This is a genomic window from Glaciecola nitratireducens FR1064, from assembly GCF_000226565.1.
Taxonomy (GTDB): Bacteria; Pseudomonadota; Gammaproteobacteria; order Enterobacterales; family Alteromonadaceae; genus Glaciecola; species Glaciecola nitratireducens.
Genome location: NC_016041.1, coordinates 173,767 through 193,589 on the forward strand (window position 1 = coordinate 173,767; position 19,823 = coordinate 193,589).

At 44.0% G+C, this 19,823-nt stretch carries 17 protein-coding genes; 11 read left to right on the top strand and 6 right to left on the bottom strand.

The features are described from left to right. Window positions 1-34 precede the first annotated feature (34 nt). The 3 genes from GNIT_RS00725 to GNIT_RS00735 all read left to right on the top strand — a co-directional run bounded on the left by GNIT_RS00725 (window position 35) and on the right by GNIT_RS00735 (window position 4,471). On the top strand, window positions 35-2,203 hold the full coding sequence (locus GNIT_RS00725) for a prolyl oligopeptidase family serine peptidase (RefSeq protein WP_014107183.1): 2,169 nt from the start codon (window positions 35-37) through the stop codon (window positions 2,201-2,203). Between the two features lie 177 nt (window positions 2,204-2,380). Further along, entirely contained in the window at window positions 2,381-3,151 is a 771-nt protein-coding gene (locus GNIT_RS00730) for a class II aldolase/adducin family protein (protein WP_014107184.1), read from the top strand. 144 nt (window positions 3,152-3,295) lie between these two features. Beyond that, on the top strand, window positions 3,296-4,471 hold the full coding sequence (locus GNIT_RS00735) for a mandelate racemase/muconate lactonizing enzyme family protein (RefSeq protein ID WP_014107185.1): 1,176 nt from the start codon (window positions 3,296-3,298) through the stop codon (window positions 4,469-4,471). A 60-nt stretch (window positions 4,472-4,531) separates the two neighbouring features. Here GNIT_RS00735 and GNIT_RS00740 read toward each other — a convergent pair whose 3' ends face one another. The 3 genes from GNIT_RS00740 to GNIT_RS00750 all read right to left on the bottom strand — a co-directional run bounded on the left by GNIT_RS00740 (window position 4,532) and on the right by GNIT_RS00750 (window position 6,954). Next, window positions 4,532-5,506, bottom strand: coding sequence for an amidohydrolase family protein (locus GNIT_RS00740; protein WP_014107186.1), 975 nt, complete (start codon window positions 5,504-5,506; stop codon window positions 4,532-4,534). Between the two features lie 3 nt (window positions 5,507-5,509). After that, window positions 5,510-6,235: an SDR family NAD(P)-dependent oxidoreductase gene (locus GNIT_RS00745; RefSeq protein WP_041246531.1), complete on the bottom strand. Its 726-nt coding sequence runs from the start codon at window positions 6,233-6,235 to the stop codon at window positions 5,510-5,512. A gap of 71 nt (window positions 6,236-6,306) precedes the next feature. Then, window positions 6,307-6,954 (bottom strand): hypothetical protein, encoded by a 648-nt coding sequence (locus GNIT_RS00750; protein ID WP_014107188.1) that lies wholly within the window; start codon window positions 6,952-6,954, stop codon window positions 6,307-6,309. A gap of 235 nt (window positions 6,955-7,189) precedes the next feature. On the opposite strand from GNIT_RS00750, the gene GNIT_RS00755 reads away from it, so the two are divergent. After that, on the top strand, window positions 7,190-7,819 hold the full coding sequence (locus GNIT_RS00755) for an SOUL family heme-binding protein (protein ID WP_014107189.1): 630 nt from the start codon (window positions 7,190-7,192) through the stop codon (window positions 7,817-7,819). 32 nt (window positions 7,820-7,851) lie between these two features. On the opposite strand, the gene GNIT_RS18505 is transcribed toward GNIT_RS00755, so the two are convergent. Further along, window positions 7,852-8,100, bottom strand: a complete 249-nt coding sequence (locus tag GNIT_RS18505) for a DUF6868 family protein (protein ID WP_014107190.1) — start codon at window positions 8,098-8,100, stop codon at window positions 7,852-7,854. A 295-nt stretch (window positions 8,101-8,395) separates the two neighbouring features. Then, entirely contained in the window at window positions 8,396-8,986 is a 591-nt protein-coding gene (locus GNIT_RS00765; protein ID WP_014107191.1) for a porin family protein, read from the bottom strand. Window positions 8,987-9,637: 651 nt separating this feature from the next. Here GNIT_RS00765 and GNIT_RS00770 point away from each other — a divergent pair. From GNIT_RS00770 to GNIT_RS00790, 5 genes are all read left to right on the top strand, one after another. After that, window positions 9,638-10,366, top strand: coding sequence for a type II toxin-antitoxin system ParD family antitoxin (locus GNIT_RS00770; protein WP_014107192.1), 729 nt, complete (start codon window positions 9,638-9,640; stop codon window positions 10,364-10,366). Further along, complete coding sequence (locus tag GNIT_RS17590) at window positions 10,311-13,289, top strand: EAL domain-containing protein (protein WP_083822402.1); 2,979 nt, start codon at window positions 10,311-10,313, stop codon at window positions 13,287-13,289. Before GNIT_RS00770 ends, GNIT_RS17590 begins: the two co-directional genes overlap by 56 nt. Further along, entirely contained in the window at window positions 13,286-13,753 is a 468-nt protein-coding gene (locus tag GNIT_RS00780; RefSeq protein ID WP_014107195.1) for a HAMP domain-containing protein, read from the top strand. Before GNIT_RS17590 ends, GNIT_RS00780 begins: the two co-directional genes overlap by 4 nt. 181 nt (window positions 13,754-13,934) lie before the next feature. Further along, window positions 13,935-14,282 carry a rhodanese-like domain-containing protein gene (locus tag GNIT_RS00785; protein ID WP_014107196.1) on the top strand — a complete coding sequence of 116 codons (348 nt, stop codon included), beginning with the start codon at window positions 13,935-13,937 and terminating at the stop codon, window positions 14,280-14,282. A gap of 32 nt (window positions 14,283-14,314) precedes the next feature. Next, window positions 14,315-14,752: an OsmC family protein gene (locus GNIT_RS00790; RefSeq protein WP_014107197.1), complete on the top strand. Its 438-nt coding sequence runs from the start codon at window positions 14,315-14,317 to the stop codon at window positions 14,750-14,752. Window positions 14,753-14,952: 200 nt separating this feature from the next. Here GNIT_RS00790 and GNIT_RS00795 read toward each other — a convergent pair whose 3' ends face one another. After that, on the bottom strand, window positions 14,953-16,944 hold the full coding sequence (locus tag GNIT_RS00795; RefSeq protein WP_148261744.1) for an alpha/beta hydrolase family protein: 1,992 nt from the start codon (window positions 16,942-16,944) through the stop codon (window positions 14,953-14,955). Between the two features lie 491 nt (window positions 16,945-17,435). Here GNIT_RS00795 and GNIT_RS00800 point away from each other — a divergent pair, with 491 nt between their 5' ends. After that, the gene (locus tag GNIT_RS00800; RefSeq protein WP_148261673.1) at window positions 17,436-18,449 is read left to right on the top strand and encodes a YncE family protein; all 1,014 of its coding nucleotides are present in this window, start codon (window positions 17,436-17,438) and stop codon (window positions 18,447-18,449) included. Between the two features lie 170 nt (window positions 18,450-18,619). Beyond that, complete coding sequence (locus GNIT_RS00805; RefSeq protein ID WP_014107201.1) at window positions 18,620-19,750, top strand: succinylglutamate desuccinylase/aspartoacylase family protein; 1,131 nt, start codon at window positions 18,620-18,622, stop codon at window positions 19,748-19,750. Window positions 19,751-19,823: the final 73 nt, after the last annotated feature.

Sequence of the window (19,823 nt, forward strand, 5' to 3'; positions counted from 1 at the left end):
TGCGTAATCGTTAAAAAAACAAAAAAGGAAACACATGAAAATCACAAGTAAAGCAATGTTAGCAATGACAGTTGCCGGCACACTAATGGCTTGCCAGCCAAAATCAGAGGAAGCTGCAGTGTCTGAAGCACCACAAAAACCGAATAACGTCATTACTGTTGACTACCCAATTACGTCGAAAGGCGACGTGGTTGATACTTATTTTGGTGAGCAGGTGGCTGACCCATATCGCTGGTTGGAAGATGATCGTAGCGCAGAAACGGAAGCCTGGGTAACGACTCAAAATAAAACCACACAGAATTACTTAAAGAATATCCCGTACCGTGAAGAAATCGCTAAAGTAGTGCGTGATTTACTCGATTATGAACGCGTATCAGCGCCTTTCACAGAAGGTGATTACACCTATTTTTATAAAAATGATGGTTTGCAAAATCAAAGTCTTGTTTACCGTTCAAAAGATGGTGGCGAACCAGAGGTTTTTATAGACCCAAATAAATTTAGCGACGACGGCACTGTATCACTAGCGGGTCTATCATTCTCTGCTGACGGCCGCATGGCAGCATATCAAACGTCAACTGGCGGCAGTGATTGGCGACAAGTTTATGTGATGAATACAGAGACGAAAGAGTTGCTTAACGACAAGCTAGAAAACGTTAAATTTAGCGGTTTGTCTTGGTATAAAAACGAAGGCATTTATTATTCAAGCTATGACAAGCCAGAGGGGTCTGAGCTTAGCCAGAAAACTGACCAGCATAAACTCTACTATCATAAGATTGGGACTGCTCAAGCAGACGATGTAAAAGTATTTGGTCATACTGACGCTGAGAAACACCGTTACATTGGTGCGCAAGTGAGTGAAGACGACCGTTTCCTATTGGTATCGGCAGCAAATTCGACATCAGGAAATCGTGCGTTTTTGAAAGACCTTTCAAAGCCTAACGCAGCATGGCAGACCGTTATTGAAACAATCGACAATGATGTTTCAATGCTGACCAGCAAAGGCGATAACTTGTACCTCATGACTAATCATAATGCACCAAACAGCAAAATTGTTGTGGTGGATGCGAAGTCACCGGGTGTTGAGAATTGGAAAGACCTGATCCCAGAAACTGAAAATGTATTATCGCCAAGCAGTGCGGGCGGTTATATTTTTGCCGAGTATATGGTTGATGCAATTTCAAAAGTTTATCAGTACAACTTAGACGGCGAGCAACTTCGCGAAATTGAACTGCCAGACATAGGTTCTGCAGGGATGAGTGATACTAAGGTTGATGCAAAAACTAGCTACTACACATTCAGTAATTACACCACGCCTACAACTATTTACGCATTAGACATAGCAACAGGTGAGTCGACTCTGTTCAACAAGCCAGCGTCAAAGTTTGACGGTTCTAAATTCGTTTCAAAGCAAGTTTTCTATAAATCAAAAGACGGTACGCAAGTGCCAATGATAATAACTCATCGTAAAGACACCAAACTTGACGGTACAAATCCGACCATGCTTTATGGCTACGGAGGCTTTAACATTAGTCTAACCCCTAGCTTTAGTTCAACCGTTGCTGCCTGGCTTGAATTAGGCGGCATTTACGCTGTACCTAATATTCGTGGCGGTGGTGAATACGGCAAAGCTTGGCATAAAGCTGGAACACAAATGCAAAAGCAAAACGTGTTTGATGACTTTATTGCAGCGGCTGAGTATCTAATTGATAACAAATATACGAGCAGTGATTATCTAGCGCTGCGAGGCGGTTCTAATGGTGGTTTGTTGGTGGCAGCAGTCATGACCCAACGTCCTGAATTAGCCAAAGTTGCTTTACCAGCCGTTGGGGTATTGGACATGTTGCGTTATCACACATTCACTGCCGGTGCCGGTTGGGCTTACGATTACGGTACGTCTGAGCAAAGCGAAGAAATGTACAAGTACATCAAAGGCTATTCACCAGTGCATAACGTGAAGCCTGGCGTTGAATACCCTGCAACGATGATCACAACAGCCGACCATGACGACCGCGTAGTACCAGCGCATTCATTTAAATTTGCTGCTGTATTGCAGGAATTCCAAGAAGGCAATAACCCAACGCTGATCCGTATTGAAACTGATGCAGGTCACGGCGCTGGAACACCAATAAGCAAGACAATTGAACAGTATGCCGATTTGTACGGTTTTGTGTTGTTCAATATGGGTGTTCAAGAGTTAAAGTAAGGTAAGCTACTGACAAAAAAGCAGTGAGTTGACTATGTTAAAGCGCTCAAGTTGTAAAACTTGGGCGCTTTTACATTTCTCAACCGTACTGATAATAATCAGTTAAAAAGAATGATCTTGTGCATAAGCTGCATGCTATTATTTCCATATATGTTTTCGGCAAGTTAATTGAGTGCTATGTACGATATTCCCAAAATAGATTTAAAAGACAAAGTATCTGCCCAAGAGTGGCAAACGCGCGTTGAACTAGCAGCTTGCTATAGACTTTTGGTATTGCACGGTTGGGATGATTTAATTCATACCCATGTGTCCGCGCGGATCCCCGGTACGGAGGACCTGCTTATCAATGCATTCGGTTTAGCTTTTGAAGAAGTCACTGCGTCGAACTTAGTGAAAATTGATATTGAAGGCAACGTAATTGATAAAGAATCACCATTCTCTATTAATCCTGCGGGCTTTACTATTCATAGTGCGGTACATATCGCTCGACCTGAGGCCCAATGTGCGCTGCATCTGCATCATACTGACGCTATCGCTGTTGCTAGCTATAAAGACGGACTTCAACCCTACAGTCAATATTCAGCGTTTGCGTTGGCTAGCATGAGCTATCATAACTACGAAGGCTTGGCTGTGGACCCTGATGAAATTAAACGTCTGCAGGCTAACCTAGGGAATGCCAACTTTATGTTGCTTAGAAATCATGGTGCATTAACGATGGGCAATACTATCGGCGATGCTTTTATGCATATGTATGACTTGCTTCGGGCTTGTGAAGTACAGGTGAAAATGCAGAATTCGCATAATCAGCTTACGACGGTTGATCAATCGATAATTGACGGCATTAAAGCACAGGCAAACATTGTACATACCGGCCTGACTGGCGGTCAGAAAGCATGGCCTGCTATGATGCGCAGGGCAAAAAGAGCTTATCCTGACTTTGATCAGTAAATATGAGCAGCTGGAATTAAATAGCGAAAAAGAATAATGAAGCCAAGAGAGCGTCGAACTCTTCGTAAAACGATTAAAGTAATTCACGCGATAGTTTATGTAATAGCGTGATATTCAATAAGCAACTTATTTTGAGGCCCTAAAATGAAAGTAACCCATGTAGAAATCTTCGATATTCACTGCCCTGAGCGTCCACCTTGGAACCCTATTTTTGTGCGCGTGCACACTGATGAAGGTATTCATGGCGTTGGCGAAGCGGGATTAGCATACGACTGGGGTCACAGCGCCGCGGCTGCGATGATCAAAGAAATTGTCGAAGCTGTTCTCATTGGTTTCGACCCCTTCAAAACGGAGTTGCTGTGGTCTCGAATGCTTCGCGAAAGCTTCTGGGGGTTAGGCGGCGGGCCAGTGCTATATGCTGCAATGAGCGCCATTGATACTGCGCTTTGGGATATTAAAGGCAAGGCGCTAAATGTACCTGTTTATCAGCTGTTAGGTGGCAAAACGAATGACGACTTGCGCACTTACGCAAGCCAAATACAGTTTGACTGGAGTCAAGACTGCATCAAAATGCTGACACCGGACGATTACGCTAGAGCAGCAGCAAAAGCCATTGCAGAGGGTTATGACGCGATAAAAGTCGATCCTATCGTTTACGATGCAAACGGCGATTCAAGCTTTGACCGCACTAAGTTATTTACGCCGAAACAGATGAAGCTATTTGGTGATCGCATGCGTGCCATTCGTAAAGAAGTGGGTGACGAAGTCGACATTATTTTCGAAGCACATTCTCTTATGGGCTGCGCTTCGGCGATTCAAATGGGCTCCATAGTGGAAGAAGTGGGCTGCATGATGTTTGAAGAACCGGTAAATTATTTAAACTCAGCGGTGCATAAAAAGGTATCTCAGAATGTGAAAGTCCCGATTGCGGGCGGTGAACGTTTGTATCATCGTTGGGATGTTCGCCCTTATTTCGAAGATCAAAGCATCGATGTATTGCAGCCGGATGTAGGCCTGTGCGGCGGTTTTACCGAAGCGAAGAAAGTGTGCGATTACGCTGATGTTTACGATATTAGAGTTCAAGCACACGTTTGCGGCGGACCTGTGGCAACAGCAGCTGCGCTACAATTAGAGGCGGCGATCCCTAACTTTTTAATTCATGAACACCACACCTACGCAATAAAATCATGGAATAGAGAGCTTTGCATTCAAGATTACCAGCCGGTGAATGGCAAGTTTAAGGTGCCTGACTTACCGGGCATTGGCATTGAGTTGAATGATGAAGTTGTGAAACGCTCGCCGCACGTAACGGTTAAGTAGAGCGGTGAACAAAACGCTTATCTAAAGTGACTGTTTGTTACTAGCAAAGAAGAACTGTGATCAGCGAAGTTTGCTAAATTGATAGATACGAAAAGCGTTGTCAAAGTACAGCGCTTTTTTATGCTCCGCCTTTATCAATCCGTCATTAACCATCTGCTCAAGCACTTCAAAAACCTGTTGCCAGTAATGTTCATAAGTAACGGAAAACTCGCAAAGGGGGAAGTTGCTAGCTAGCATCACATTGTCCAGACCAAATACATTAATACAATGCATTAGCACTGCTTGAATCTGACTTTTGCCGTAAACGCGATCAACCATTTCAAAGCCAGAGCATTTTACCGCTATATTAGGCAGTCGAGTTAACAGCTCGGTATTAAGTTTCCAATTGTCAAACGCTGCATTAGCTTGCCCATTTGCATCAAAAGCAGAAGGGGCGAAACCAGCATGATTCAGCACTAGCTGTAAATTAGGAAGGCGCTGGAAGAAGGTAAAAATCTGCACGACTAACTCGCGGTTGTTAACATCGCATTGCAGTTCAAATATGCCATTGTGCTTCTGTAAGAAGGTTAAATTTGTATAAGAATTATCGTTCTCTAATAGGCTTGTTATACGTTTTACTTCACTTGTTGCGGAGTCTTGTTCGAGTAATAGTGCGTTTTCGGTAGTTGAATTAAGTGTTTCAATAATATGACGAATGCCAACAGTACTTCGGTACTGAGCTTGATTATTAAATTCGTTTATAAACTCAGCGGGCTCGAGCGTTATATCAATAAAGCCGATGGAGCGCAGAGGTAAACTGGCTCTTTGTTCTACATTTGCAATTTCACGATGGCCTAGCTCGTTGTCAAAACCGGCCTCAATATGCACATACCCGCCAACTGAAAATGACGCGGACTTTTGCAAATCAGTGTCGCTATAACTGTTGTTGATGCTTTTTTTATCGGGCCAAGTTGGTGGTGATTCTGCTTTTAACCAATCGTATTGGCCGCGCTCTAAATCAAATAAATGTAGGTGAGGGTCAATAATGTTTATCATGAATCAACCTGCGGTATAGCCGCCATCCATCACCTGCAGGCTACCCGTTACAAAGCTGGCCTCATCGGAGGCTAAGAAATAAGCCATTGCGGCTACTTCTTCCGGTTGACCTATGCGGCCCAGCGGCTGTGATGCGGCTTCGTCGGCATGCACAGCGGCTTTATCTGCGCCACTTTGTTCGCAATAACGATTAATTGCGTTGTGATATAACGGAGTTTCAATGGTACCGGGACACAAGGCGTTTGCGCGAATGTTGAATTTTGCGTAGTCCAAGGCGGTCGTTTTTGCCATCGATGCTAATGCGTGCTTACTTAAGTTATAGGCGAAGGAGTTTGTTTTAGCTACGAGTGCTTGTTCAGAGGCGATATATAAAATTACGCCAGCACCCCTTGCCTTCATTGAAGGTAAGACTGATTGCGTTGCCGAAAATGCACCCTTCACATTCAAATTAAACAAGGCTAATAAATCTGCTTCTGAAGTCGATTCAATATTCGCCGACATATGCTTTCCAGCGTTACAAATTAGTACGTCAATGGTGTGGTTATGGGCAATATTGGCAACGACGTTGCAAACAGAATCATGATCTGTCACGTCGCACTCAATGAATGTACCGTGAGCGCCGGGCTGTATATCTAAATTAAATACATGGAAACCACTGGCTTCGAACTTAGCGGCAATGGCTAAACCGATTCCTGAACTACCGCCTGTAAGTACGAGCGTTTTTTGCATCATGTTGGGGCCTTAATGTGAATCAGTCGAATTGTAAGAGTATGATTTAGCCTGGTGTCAAACTCTGCGCACTAAATCCTAATGCGCTTGACTTTAAACGTACGGTTAATGTCTGCTTTTCTCAAATAAAACGAGCCGAGTGCACCAGGACTTATCACGATAGCATCGCCGACTGAAGGCAGTCCCATCGTGCTATTGTCTGAATTTTCCCATACTTGCCCGTTTTCAAGAATGAAACGTACCGGTCGACGAGGCGATCTTTGAATTTTCTTGATTACAGAGTTCAGCTCCCCGTTGTCTAAAACCGTGAGGTCTTTTGAGGCTTGTGGAAGACCGAACGAGTCAACTTCGTCCTTAACTTTGTCCTCAACCTCGTCCTTAACTTCGTCTACAACTTCAGTTTCTGGTAAAGATATTAGCGCATTCTCTTCGGGAATAGAGTTTACGTCTGTATCTATTGCTACTGGCGGAACAACTTGTACCGGAGCACTTGAGGTTATCGCTTCAACTCTTTGTCCTGACGCGTTTATTTGTTCTGCAATCTTATCAAAACAAACTAAGCGTTCTAATGGGTTAGATTCTTTGGAACAAAGAACAATCTCAACTTCAACGCTTTCAGCATGTGTTTCTTGGCTAAACACTGCCAAGCTTAACAGCGCAAAAAATAGTCCTTTTCGAGTTGAATAATACATACTGAATAAACTCCCACTGTTTTCCATCAAGTTTTCCTAAGTTACTTTTGAGACGAGTATACCTTATTTCCGCAATGCACATAGCGGCCCAACTATTTAAACGATTAACCTTCATCTGTGATCGCTTTTCTGGGCTATAATAGTATCAATGTCAGCGAAAATAAAACGAATACCATGAATAAGATAAATTCTATCGTTCGTTACCCAATCTGGGATTTAGTGTTTTGATTGAATCTAAAAAATCATAATTTAAGGACTTAGCGTGAAATCACTACTAACAATATTGACCTCGATCTTTGTTACAGGCTGCTCAGTGGTAGGCCAAAGTAATGTAGAGACTGCGCCATATACTCTTCTAAAATCTGATGAAACCAAAAACATTGAAGTGCGTAACTACGAATCAATGGTGCTAGTGTCAACCAGCATGGCTGGGAATAGCAGCAATAGCGCTTTTAGAAAGTTATTTAAATACATTGGTGGCGAAAATGAAGGTGCTACAGAAATCTCTATGACTGCGCCAGTTATCATGGACGACAAAAATGGCTCTAAAAAGGGAACGGAAATCTCGATGACGGCACCGGTGTTTATGAACGAGAACACAGACGAAGCACTAATGTCATTTGTCATGCCGAAGAGTTTTACGTTAGCAACAACGCCGAAGCCAACAAACCCCGATCTTAAGGTCAGTGAGCTTAAAGACTACAAAGTAGCGGCTATTCAGTTCAGCGGCACGCTAAGTGACAGTAACGTAGAAGAGCACACGAAAATTCTGACAGATTGGATTACTGCGAACGGTTTTACCGCTATAGGTGAAGCGGTTAAAGCAGGCTACAACGGACCGCTTACCTTACCCATGATGCGTCGAAACGAAGTATTGATTAAAATTCAATAATCCATTCCCAATCGAAAGAAAATTCAAATGACTTAATAGCCCATGCATTTCATTGATATATAGGGGACTAGGCAAAACATCCAAATCAGTAATTTGTAATGAGCTAAAAATTTGAAATAAACTAACGGTAATTCTGACTCTGGAATGGAAAACATTTTGCTATGCACTCGAGTAACCGTGTGTCTCATCAACATAAAGATGAGCGTTGACAGGCATAGCAATGCAATATTTAAAATTGATGCCCAACCTAAAAACGCCGTTAACTGAATAGCAGTGCTCATTACGTTCCTCACAAAGGTTTTGTAAACGTCTTTGTTATATTCGGTATTGAGTGCATTGAAGTCAATGTATGCCTCGGTATGGATCGTAACCTAATGATCTTGATCAAGGGATAAGAGCCTTTTTGGCTCTGTTAGTGTTATTTGAGATGGTTGATTTGAACCAAGCTATAGGCTCTTGCAAGCCAATAGCTCAGGCTTAAGGGGAATTCTACAGCGGAAATAAGCGCTAGTTTTAATCTCAAAGAACTAAATAACTACCATTTCCCGCTTAATTAATCTTTTATGTTTGGATAATTTAAAAAGAGTAGCTAAACCCAATTGTAGTGCTTTTCCAACTGCTGGAGAAGTTAGCTTGCGGCTCAAAATCAGGAAGGATCTGATAATCTATGAAAATATTAAATTGCTCATTAATCTGATAATCCACACCAATGCCGTAACTTAAACCACTTTCCGATTCAGTAAACCCATAAGGGAGAACTTCAAAAAAGTCGCCCTCTGAATTTAAACGGGGGCCAGTTGCATTTATTTCGAGCTCGGTCTTTGTAAAACCAACCAAACCGTAAACCTGAAATGACTCAAATATTGGATAAGACGCTTTAATTGACAACGATATTTGACTATCAATGTCTTCCTCATACCCGCCATCATATTGAGGGGTCTCAAAGTAAAAAGAGTAACCAGATGTTCCTTTAGCTAGCCTAGTTTCAAGAGCAAAATATTGATTATACCTATACCCTGCAACTATCCCAGCTGTGTTGAGATCTCGGTCAGCTGAAATCTCTTGTACATTGTATAATGCACCGATGTAGAAACTGTCTTCAGCATTTGCAGTTGCTGCATAAGATGATGTTAGGATTGTAATTGCTAATGGTAATAGTTTTTTCATTTTAAGTCCTTTTATTTTATCCGATGGTATGACTGAAACGTTAATTCAATGTTGCCCTTTATAAAGAGCAAATATATGAAAATTGGTGAGGAACTTAGAGGAGTGTTCAGGTAAAGCGGTTTCAACTAACCGGAAGAGTAACTGACTGCGTTTGTTAAAACTAAAAAGTGTCAAACGACATTGATTTAACAAGCCTCACTCCTTTGAGGTTCTCATTTAAAGTTAAAATACTACTTCACCTTCATATATACAACAACGAAATATCTAATCCAATAACAGAAGCGGCCATTTAAATTTGATATCTTGAAGGACTCCTGTTGTGGTTAAATTAACCGGATTCCCAATAATGGGACTTCCGGTTTCATTAACTCTGAGCACTGTGGGTTACTGAAACAGGCGTAGGACCGCGTAGGCAGTCGCGTTGAACGGTGAAGTCTTTTCGGGATGTCCGCATCGCGGCGGCTTTGCGCCGTAGCCGAAAAACTTTATTATAGCAACGGGGTGTTATGCTCCGATAAGCTTTGTGAGCAATTTGCTACTTAACTCTTGTCGAATCTAGCAATAACAACATACACAAATTTCCCATTATAATTTCCAATTTTTCTTAATGTATTTTTAATCTCAAATATATTGTATGCTTTAGGGAAAGTAATGACAAAAAACATTAGGGGCGTACTCGGTGAGCGTTTTGAATGGCTTGTGACTGATAAAATAGCTCAACGACCATATGTATCTGCTAGCGAATCCACAAGAGCAGAGGCAAGACTTTTAGAGGAGAAAGAAACGAAACTAGGTAATCTGAAAGCCTTGTTAGCTTCAATCGATGATGAAGATAATACCACCGAGAGAGACATTCCTGCGCGCGCGTCCTATCTTGTTAATAATGGCATAATGCCCAGCACACTGTCGGCTCACCGTGGCTTCACGCTCATCGAGCTCATGTTAGTCGTCGCTATCATCGGTATTTTTGTCGCTATCGCAATGACCAGCTACAACCGGTTTGTAGAAAAAGCCCGCGCGACACAGGCGGTCGTGGATATTGGGGGCATTGTGCGGAGTATTTATATCTTCAAAGGCGAAAAGGGATATTTGCCGGATTCACTGGCGGCGATGGGTGTTAGCCTAAAAGACCCTTGGGGCAATCCCTATCTCTACACCCGTATCGATGACAGCGGCGCTCCGGCCTCTGTTGGGAAGGGTAAGGGTGGCGTGGGGAAGCTGCGCAAAGACAAGAATCTAGCACCTATTAACAGCGACTTCGACCTGTACAGCAAGGGTAAAGACGGTCAATCAGTTTCGCCCCTCACGGCGCCGCAGAGCCAAGATGACATTGTCCGAGCCAACAATGGTCGTTTCATCGGCCTCGCCGAAGATTACTGAGCACTTAGTGATGAAAGCCAGCGACCGGTCGAGCAAGGCCACTAAACACACATACCCGCCTGCAACCCGCAGGGATGACAGCGACGCTGCAGAGCAATATGACAGCATGGCCAGTGCTGGCGGTATGCATGTTATCACCCGCCGGTTGTTTCTCATTTTTGTGTCCTTTGCGCTGTTACCCGTGATTGTCCTTTCCGGCATCGCCATTGTTTATGTGGCAGATGCCGCGCAACGCCAAGTTGAAGAGACATTGATGATACAAAACCGGGTTTTCGCAGACCAGACGATGGCCCGACTGAGCGCAGCGGAGCGCTATCTAAGACTGGCTCGGGAAGAGCTGCTTAGCAGCGATGAACCATTATCAGAGGGTTGGAAGTCTAGTGAATTATTAAACTTTTCGACAACTTCTGTGAGCTACATGCCCGCAAGTTTCCTCAGCAATTCACTCGATGCCCAGCGCATCACGCACTTGGGAACGGGTCGAGCAATCCTACTTCGCCAGCCAAATTCCAGTGGTGTGGATTCGATTTACATGGCCATGCTGGCAGATCCAGCGCAGCCCATTAAGGGCTCGGTGGTCATGCGCATCACCGAAAATTACATCTTTGGAGAGCCCGATTTACGGGATCTGCGCCAAGATAACTGCGTATACGGCGCGCTAGGACTGGTTTTGTTAGCAACCAACAACGAGATTTGCGGCGCGTTTGACACCACTATCCTTGGACACCAAGGCAATCTGCATGCTAGCCCGGCTAGTAAGCCGCTCACGCTTGTTTATCGGGAGATTTTCCTAAACGAGAATTTCCGCATGTCCCCTTGGTGGGTGGGGATTGCGAGTCCAGATGCTGATATTCTGCGGGAGTCCACTCTGTTCGGCAACACCTTTTTGGGTATCGCTATCCTGTTGTTGCTGGTTCTTTCACTGCTCAGCACGCGCCTGATCCGTCGGCAAATGTTGCCGCTAAATGCCATCATGTCCGGGATCAAGCGCGCCGCGAAACAACACTACGATAAACCTGTATTGGTTAGCAGTGGTGACGAATTTGAGGCTGTTGCCAACGCCTTTAATGACATGTCACATCGCGTGTCCCACCAACTGACGACGATGGCCTCCATGTCGGAAATAGATCGGCTGATCCTTTCTCGTGGCAAGAAAGAAGACATCATTCGAATTGTGCTATTCAAAATGGGCAGCGTGTTGCCCGGTGACCATTTCGCCCTCATGCTGTTCGATGCCAAGGACAGCATGAGTTCCCAAATATATCGTCAGAATACTGGCGCAGGGTCCGATCTGCTGGTAATTGAGACTACCGTGACCGCAGAAAGCAAATCGCTCATAGCGAGGGACGAGAAGGAGGTGCACAGCGGCGAACATCTAAAGCTCAGCGGTTTGATTAAGGCTATTGGAGGGAATATTCACCACCACTACCAATTTGTGCCGCTCAACTCCAGTGGCCAACTTATCGGAGCCATGGTGGTCGCATTTCAGACGCAGCCCACGATAGATGAGCAAAGTTGGCGCTTGGCCAGTAGTTTTGCCGATCGTATTGCCGTCGGTCTAACCAATGCCGAGTGGGAAGAAACATTGTTCCATCAAGCCAACTTCGACTCGCTCACCAACCTGCTAAACCGACCGGCGCTGATTAGCGAATTACACCAGCGGATAGCAAGGGCACAGCGAGAAAAGCTGCACTTCGGGATGATTTTTATCGACTTGGACAATTTCAAACTAGTGAATGACTCACTGGGACATGATCAAGGTGACCAGTTGATTGCCGCTATTGCGACACGTCTGCTGGAGTGTGTCCGTGAGGATGACATTGTCGCTCGACTTGGCGGTGATGAGTTCATCGTACTGACCGGAGAAAGTCATTCTGCCGAAGAAAGCGCAGCGGCATGCAATGCTACAGCTACACGCTTACTTAAGGCTATTCAGCGCCCGCTCGCGCTATTAGGAACTGAACTTCGCAATGAGGCCAGTCTCGGTATCGCACTGTTTCCAGATGACGGTACCGATCCTAATGTGCTGATGCGTAACGCCGACACCGCGATGTACCACGCAAAATCTGAGGGACGGGCCCGCATCGAATTCTACTCAAAGCATCTCAACGACTCTGTGGTCACGCTTATGCGATTTTCTTCCGAGTTGAAGCAGGCATTGGAACGTAATGAGTTCATTCTACACTATCAACCAAAGGTTTGCGCCCAGACTCATCGAATTGTGGGTGCTGAAGCGCTGATTCGCTGGCAGCACCCCGATCGTGGTCAAATCAACCCTGACGAATTTCTCGGTGCCGCTCAAAAGCTGGGCATGATGAATTTGATCGGTGAATGGGTGTTGGAGAATGCGCTAAGGCAAATAGCAACTTGGCGCCAACAAGAACGAACAACCGTTCCTATCTCGATCAACGTAGAGACCAGCCAGATACAGCTAAGTGAATTCGTTGACACCGTGACGAAGCAACTGAATAGGTTTGGCCTAACAGGCGAGGATCTCGAAATTGAGGTTACCGAGGGCATGCTTATCGATCATCTGGAGGCATCAATCTCAACGCTACAACAACTCCGCTACAGCGGCATTAAGATAAGCATTGACGATTACGGTACCGGTTACTCTTCCATGAACTATATGAAACAACTACCAATCGACAAGCTGAAGATCGATCGCAGTTTTATTATCAACCTTACCACTGATCCAATTGACCAGGCAATCGTCACCTCGACAATTGCGCTAGCCAAATCGTTGGGCATGGGGGTTGTCGCAGAAGGGGTAGAGGATCATCAGCAGGCTGTTCTTCTCAAGGAGTACGGTTGTGATGAGCTGCAAGGCTATTTATTTTCGCGACCGCTGTGCGCTCTCGAATTCGCCAAGCTGCTTGATGCCGATCTTTTATTACGTCAAGCAAACAGGACAAGCACATGACCGATCTAAATCGCAGAAAAGTGAAAAATATGCTCATCAACCACCGTTATCAGGGGCGGTTAGTCATCACGGTACTGGCCTTCGGTTTTCTGGCTTGTCTATTCAATGGTCTATTGTTCTACCAGTACGTCACTGAAAATTACACCCCGATTCTTGCCGGCGATTATTTTGAGCCCGCCATAATGGAATCATTGGAGCAAGACCTCAAAAATTTCGCGATCACATTGCTGATGCTGTCCCTGCTCGCCTTCTGCGGCCTGGCCTACTACCTATTAGTCATTACTCACAGAGCGGCTGGTGCTGCCTACCATATCCACCGCGTGATCAAGGAGATTCAGAACGGTAAACTGACTTCTCGAGTCCATTTGCGCGAAAAAGACGAATATCAAGAGTTGGCTGAGTCTTTCAATGCGCTCATGGATCAAATGCAACAAGAACCGATAACGGAACATAAGGAGAATTAATGCAAATAGAGCCACCCTTTTTAAAATTCACGCTTAACATTCCAAAATAATTGAGTAGCAATTAACAAAACGTTGATATACATCCATGTTTTTCTTTTCAAACTATGTGACTATGATTCTCTATTATTAATGCTACAGTATGTTTTTTTCAGCATTTAAAAAGATAAGCAAGGAGTACAACATGTTAAAGACTATCCCTGAATTATTACATGACGCTGCCGCGCATGTGAGATGTGTTACCGCAAGTATTGCAGCAGATGAATTAAAAGAAAATCACGGTCTACTGATAGACGTGCGTGAGCCATCAGAACACTTGGTTAAAAGTGCTGTAGGCGCGATTAATATTCCACGTGGTTTGTTGGAAATGAAACTAATGGAAATTGAGAAGGATCCGCTTAAAGCTATTTATTTGCATTGCGCTACCTCAGCAAGAGCGATACTGAGTGCTGAACAACTTGCGAGAATAGGCTATCAAAAAGTTAGCGTGATTACCTGCGATGTCGATACGATCCAGAAGAGTCGCGCATAAAATGATTACGTTTTACAAAGGACACTAAACTCATGCAGGACTTACCGCACCAATATCACGTTCAGGCGCAAGGCAAACCAGGCGAAAACTTAGATGTATGTGTTGAAAATGTGCCTAAATTAACGGTGGCACCGCCAGCTCAGTTTGGCGGCCCCGGAGACGAATGGTCCCCAGAAGATTTGTTTATGGCCTCTATTTCAAGCTGCTTTATTTTGTCATTTAGAGCAATAGCAAAAGCCTCCAAATTTACATGGTCATCTATTCAATGCGATTCAACGGGAACCTTGGAAAGAGTAGAAGGTAAAACGCGTTTTACTAAAATTATTACCAAGGCAACCTTAGTTATACCGTCTGTTGAAAACATTGAAAATGCCGAGCGCTTGTTGCATAAAGCAGAGCAGAGTTGTTTGGTTGTAAATTCGCTAACATCCGAGTCTGAACTTCAATGTGAAATTAGCATCCTTGAATAAGGAGCGCTGAAAGAAATAAAAAGGCGATAGGGTTAAGGCGTCAGGTTTATTTGCACCTGTAGCTCGCTCTCATTTTTTATTATTGCCAGCTATCCAAAAAAAAGCACTTGTTGAAAACAAGTGCTTCCCACATGGTTTTTGCTTGTATATTTACTTCTTAAATTTCTGTAAAGCTAACTTTAATCCACTAAATCTATTGCCTATTGATACTTGTTAAACCACGCCAAAATATTCTCAACTTTACCCACTAAACGTGAGGGTCTGCCAGCTATACCATGAGACGAGCCGGGCACTTTAACCAGCACCGTATCCACTTTTAAAAGCTTAAGCGCCTGATAGTACTGCTCTGTTTCAGACATAGGTGTGCGTTTATCTTCAACGCCGGTTATCAACATTGTGGGTGTTTTCACATTACCTACCAAAGACAAGGGGGAGCGCTCCCAATAGTGCTCAACTTCTTCCCACGGCATCCCTGGAAATTGATATGGGATCTGGTACATACCGCTGTCGGCAGTTAGCACTTTTGACAGCCAGTTGATAACAGGCTTCGCTACAACCGCAGCTTTAAATCGGTCAGTTAGCCCGATGGCATAGGCCGTCGCAATTCCGCCAGCAGAGCCGCCGGTAATGTAGAGCCTTTCTGGGTCAACTAAGCCTTTTTCAATGAGCGTATCGACTCCCGAAATGTGGTCAGAAAAATCGTACTTTGACGAATACTTGTTTTGTAATAGTAGTGCAAATCGTTCGCCGTAACCCGTGCTTCCTCTGTGGTTATCATAAAACACAATATACCCTTCAGCAGCCATTCGCTGTAGTTCAGCTGAGAAGTGAGGCCCATATGCTAGATGAGGACCACCATGTATTTCAGTAATGAGCGGATACTTTTTTGTGCTGTCATAGTCCGGTGGCAAAATATACCAACCCTGAATCTCTTCACCGTCAATGGACGATTTATAAGTGAACTCGTTAATAGCACCTAATGTTTTATGACCTAGTAAATCCTCATTCAAGTAAGTCAGCTGTTTTTGCTTTTTGCCTTTTTGAACGTAAATGTCGGCAGGGCGGTCGTGTCTTCCTTTTGTGAATGCAAAGGTACCATCGGCATAGTCAAAAGTGCCGCTGGTATATGGTCTACCAAGCGTTGTACCGCCCAAGCCAGAAGTCACTTTGCTATGTTTTGCACTCGATAAAGTGACATAGTCAATTTGCGTGACACCTCTGCGCATTTGCTGGTAGTAAAGGCCTGAATTGTCTTTCCAATGGAAATTAGAGAGTGAATTGTCGACCTCAGCAGAAAGGTTTCGATCGTTCTCGCCACTTACCTCCATAACATGTAAAAAGGTATTTCGATAAGCTAGTTTTTTATCATCGCGTTTAGCGTAGGCAATGTATTTGCCATTTGGAGATACCTTCGGATTGCTTTCACTGCCAGCGGCTTTGGTCAATTGCGTGAATTTTCCGGCCATGTCGACAGCGAAAATATCAGATTCACCTGGCTCATATTCCCAGTTGTCTGAACGATTAGCTGAAAAGTAAATATGTTGACTATCGGCTGCCCAACTCAGTGAGCCCGTATGGTGATAGTTGCCGGATGATAATTGTCTAGCGGTGCCGCCCTCTGCAGGAACAACAAATATTTGTGTAAAAGCCGGATCAAGTACACCCCGACCATCCGCTTGATATCTTGCTTTAGTGATATATTCAAAGGGTTCTGACCACTTTGCCCCTTTCGGCTTGTCTGGCATATTGACTTTAAAGGGCTTTTCGTCCGATTTTACACTCATGGTAAAAGCAATCGTTTTACCATCGGGTGCCCAAGCGATTGAAGATGGCGACGAGGCTATGTTCGTTACCAGTGCGGTTTGCCCTGTATCCATCCAGCGCACATATAGCTGAGGTTTACCTTCTGAATTCGAAACAAAAGCTAAGCGTTTTCCATCTGGAGACCAGCGCGGAGAATAGTGATTCTTCTGTGATGAAACGATAGGGCGATGGCTTTCACCATTAACATCAACAATCCACAAACTAGAGCGGGTGCTGTCGCTCATGATGTCATTAGAGCGTCGCACGTAAACAATATCTTTGCCATTTGGGGAAACTTGCGGATCAGATGCGTACTCTAGTTCAAAAATATCTTCAGCCTGAAAGTGGGGGTGCGCAACTCCCTGTGGCTGTTCCTTAGCACTAGGCATTGGCACCGCTGGGTCCGTCTCTTCAGTTTGTGACGCGTTTATTTGAAATGCACAACTTAGAAGGAGTAAGCTCGTTAGCGCGGAAGATGCTAAAAACGTGCGTGACTTCTTTGTAGAATTTGCTGCAGATTTTGTTGTCGTACTTTGCTTCATTATGACTCCTAAAGTATCTATACGCATGCGAGCGGCTGATACGTGCATCTCTCACGTGCCGTTTACTAATTGTTCTTTTTCACCTAAACCATAAATGATCACAGATTCAGTGCCAACTATTATTGATAAATTAATGCCTGCCTACGGCGGTAAAACACTATATTCATCTAATATTCGCGAATCCAGTTGAGTTGGTATACGCTTGGGTCTATTGTGCTGGATGCAGAGAATCATAGTGAAGATCTTGAGCACTAGCGGACAGCAACAACATTCTGTAAAATTGACTGCTATTACCTTGTTGAGAGCACGTTTATTTTTATGTACATAGAGAGAAAGTAATGAGAATACCCCATTTTGCTACGCTGTGTTTAACCCTATCGTCGTTAACAATATTTTCCCATTTTTCGTTTGCACAAAACGATGCAAGGCCTGCAAATTTGAACGGCATGCTTGTTGTTGTTAACAAATCAGATAATTCGGTCAGCTTGATAAACGCCGCTGAACACAAGATTATTAACACCTTACCCACCGGTAAAGGACCGCACGAACTGATCGTTAGTGATGATGGAAAGTGGGCTGTGAGCACTGATTTTGTTGGTGGTGATAGCCTAACGGTTTTTGATTTATCGACACAAAAAGTTTCAAGAACAATCAATCTTGAAAAGTATCCGGGCCCTCATGGCATTAAGTTTTTGAAAGACCAAAAACGCGTTGCTTTTACTTCAGGCAAGAGCCAAAACTTAGTTATCGCGAATATTCATAGCGGCGAAATTGAAGTGGCTATCAATACGCAGCAGCAAACAACTCATATGGTAGCAATAAGTGGCAAAGAAGATTTTGCGTTCACCACCAATATTCGCTCAAACAGTATTTCTAAAATATCTTTAGCGAACAATAGCCTACTGAAACAGATCAAGACAGAAGCAATGCCCGAAGCAATTAACATCACCAATGACGGCAAACAGATCTGGTATGGCGCAAATGAAAAAGGACTTGTTACTGTAATAGATGCTGAAACCGAAGCACAGTTGGCTCAGTTCGACGGCTTTAGTTTTCCTTATCGGGTGCTTTTTTCGCATTCTGAAAAAATAGCAATGGTGCCAGATTTCCAACTTCATGAAGTGCGCTTCTTTGATACTAAAACCTTCAAAGAATTAGGTAAGCTTATCTTGGAAGAGGAGGCGGGTCCTCAGGGAATTACCTTGCATCCAACGCTCGATATTGCATTTTTGTCTCTCAATTTGAAAAACAAAATAGTAGCGATTGATATTGCTTCGCGAAAGGTTATTGCCGAGTATCCGACGGGCAACAATCCGGATGGCGTCGGCTTCGTTTCAGCTAATAGTAAATAAATAACAGTGAAAACGAGCAAATCACATCATGAATAGACATCTGTCAGATATAACGCTGCCTACTCAACTAATGAACGCAGTAATAAGTGAAACAACGATGATTCAATCCAAACATTAAACAAGACGTAGTATAAAATCGTCAGTCGTTATTTAAATAGAGAGCCGTAGAGATGTCCGAAGTAGAATCACCGCGCCTTACCAAACACCACATTGCCGTCGCGCAAAATGCGTCTGGGCGCAGCTTGAATGTCCCAATCTATAAAATTTCAGATAATCTCCCAGGGCCGAGCGTCTACATACAAAGCTCAATACACGGTGCTGAAGTACAGGGCAACGTGGTCATTTATCATTTGCTGCAAGCGCTACAGCATACGCAAATTCACGGTGAAATTGTTCTCGTACCAAACTGTAACCCGGTAGGAACCAACATAAAAGCCGGCGAATACACGATGGGACGCTTTGATCCTGTAAATGGGACGAATTGGAACCGCGGCTATTTTTATGATGAACAGCAGGTTAGAGATTTTGCCGCTTCAGTGGATGAGGATGAGTCACCTGATATCATCAAAGCCGAGTTTAAAAAATTACTGCTCGCTTCCATTAAAGCGAAACTCGAGCAGCCTTGGGGCTTAGGTTTAGCACAACAGCTCAATCTTACTCTTCAGAAATTAGCCGTAAAAGCAGATATTGTGCTCGATCTACACAACGGTCCAGTGTCCACACGTCACGTTTATATTCCTGAATATGCTAAACATGCTGCCCAACAGTTCTCGATACCGCACTGTATTTTTATTCCCAATGTGTTTGCCGGTGCGTTAGATGAAGCATGCTTCTGCACGTGGTGGTCGCTGCAAGACCGATTACGCGAGCGATTTGAACGAGACTTTGATTTCGGTGTAGAAGCGTTTACCTTAGAAATGGGCAGTCAGGAGGTTATAGACTTTGCGGAAGGCGAAAAAGACGCAAAAGGTATTCTCGGCTATCTAGCTAGCAAAGGCGTTTTAGATAATAAAGAATTTCAACCGGCAAAAATGCAGCGTTTAGGTGTCACACTTGCTAACTACAAAACCATGTTTACTAATTTTGGCGGCATGGTTGAGTACTGTGTAAAGCCGGGTCAAAAAGTAAAGCAAGGCGACGTGATGGCTCGCGTTTTAAATATCGATAATTTAGAAGATGAACAAGCCGTTCATCAGGTTATAGCGCCGTGCGACTTGATCCCTATGCTGCATTTTCCATCTGCCTCTGTGCTTAGCGGAACACAATTGTATAAATGTTTTACTAATTACGTGGAGTTATAGCACCTTTGTAATGGAATTGATTTTGGTGATAGTCATATAACATTTTGTGTGACTCGCCAGCGTCATTTCATCG